This window comes from Vreelandella massiliensis (assembly GCF_900155385.1).
GTDB lineage: Bacteria > Pseudomonadota > Gammaproteobacteria > Pseudomonadales > Halomonadaceae > Vreelandella > Vreelandella massiliensis.
In genome coordinates this window covers 1-1039 of record NZ_LT699749.1, presented here as the reverse complement: position 1 = coordinate 1039, position 1039 = coordinate 1, and the positions used below count along the sequence as shown (strand labels likewise).

The following is a 1039-nucleotide window of genomic DNA, read 5'->3' as shown; positions in this document are numbered from 1 at the left end:
TAAGCGCGCCGCGGGGAGCCAGCGGCAGGGGGGGACCCGCCCGGGGGGGGGGGACGTAAACCGCGTTAAGGCCTGTCTTTTAAACCCGTCTAGATTTGAAAAGGGGAAAGGTGCGGGGCAATGCGCTCCTGGTCGAGCGGGTGCGAGACCACTTCCCACGGCGAATCGGCGGGCAGCAGGGTGGGCTTCCCCCCCGCCAGTGCCGCTTCATCGGCGCAGGCGCGAGGCACGATCAGCGCGCGCCTTGCGGCTTTGGTGGCCAGCGCGAAGGGCAAAACACCTGAAACGGCGCGCAGCTTGCCGTCGAGTGCCAACTCGCCGGCGCACTCAATGCCCTCCAAAGCCTCGACCGGCACTTGGCCCGAAGCGGCCAGAATGCCCAGGGCAATGGGCAGATCGAAGCGCCCGCCCTCTTTGGGCAGGTCGGCGGGGGCCAAGTTCAGGGTGATGCGCCGTGTGTTGGGGAAATCGAAGCCGGCGTTGACCAGCGCGCTGCGTACCCGCTCGCGGCTCTCCTTGACGGCAGCCTCGGGCAAGCCGACGAGGGTCAGCCCCGGCAGCCCGTTGGCTAAATGAACTTCCACATGCACCGGCGGGGCTTCCAGCCCAAGCCCCGCCCGGGTGGCCACAATGGCTAATGTCATGACGCGCGCTCCCTCGCTCGATTTGCTGATCCATGCCGTCAACTTAGCCTATTTAGCCCAGGCTGGGTAGATAGCAAGCGGCGCGGCTTAAAGGCGCGCCAAGCGCCACATAAAGTAAGCACCGCCGATTAGCGAGGCGACCAAGCCTGCGGGGATCTCTTGGGGGAAAAGCCACTGGCGCCCCACCCAGTCCGCGCTGGTCATGATCAGCGCTCCGATTAACCCCGCCCCCAATAGATGTGCGCGGGCGTGCTGAAAGCCGAGCATCTTGGCGAGATGCGGCGCGAGTAGCCCCACAAAGGAGAGCGGGCCGACCACCAGGGTGGCGCTGGCGGTCAGCACGGCCACCAGCGCGAGAAGCGAAAGCCGGGCGCGCCGCAGCGGCAAGCCGATGG

1 protein-coding gene and 1 pseudogene are annotated in these 1039 nt (G+C 66.8%); both read right to left on the bottom strand.

Going from position 1 to position 1039, the window contains the following annotated elements; translation table 11 throughout:
• Positions 1 to 110: 110 nt before the first annotated feature.
• Positions 111 to 644 (bottom strand): annotated as a pseudogene (locus BQ9846_RS15405) (magnesium chelatase domain-containing protein); the annotation flags it as partial.
• A gap of 87 nt (positions 645 to 731) precedes the next feature.
• On the bottom strand, positions 732 to 1039 hold a 308-nt coding region (locus BQ9846_RS15400), incomplete at its 5' end, for an iron chelate uptake ABC transporter family permease subunit (RefSeq protein WP_144049480.1).